Source organism: Mycobacterium sp. IDUB_19 (assembly GCF_055419445.1).
The window spans coordinates 1-267 of the sequence record NZ_JBVAXR010000228.1 but is presented as its reverse complement, the minus strand read 5'-3'; the positions used below and the strand labels follow the sequence as shown (position 1 = coordinate 267).

The following is a 267-nucleotide window of genomic DNA, read 5'->3' as shown; positions in this document are numbered from 1 at the left end:
CCGCTGCGCAACCCCGTCCGCTGAGGCACCACTCGACGCTGATGCTGCCCGAACCCGCGCCGACGTCCCATAACCGCTCGCCGGGGCGCGGCGCCAGGGCAGCGAGCGTCACCGCGCGGATCCCCTGTTTAGTGATTTGGCCGTCGTGGGTGAACGCGTCGTCGGGCAGGGGCGAGACGCGTTCGTCGGGCAGGTAGCGCACAGCGATCACGTTGAGGTCGTCGATGTCTCGGGGCGCGCCGTCGGCCCAGTCGCGGGCGGTGCCGT

Annotated in this window: 1 pseudogene; it reads right to left on the bottom strand. The window is 71.9% G+C overall.

The window, feature by feature from the left end:
- Positions 1-267 (bottom strand): annotated as a pseudogene (locus ACZY0B_RS28070) (cobalamin biosynthesis bifunctional protein CbiET); the annotation flags it as partial.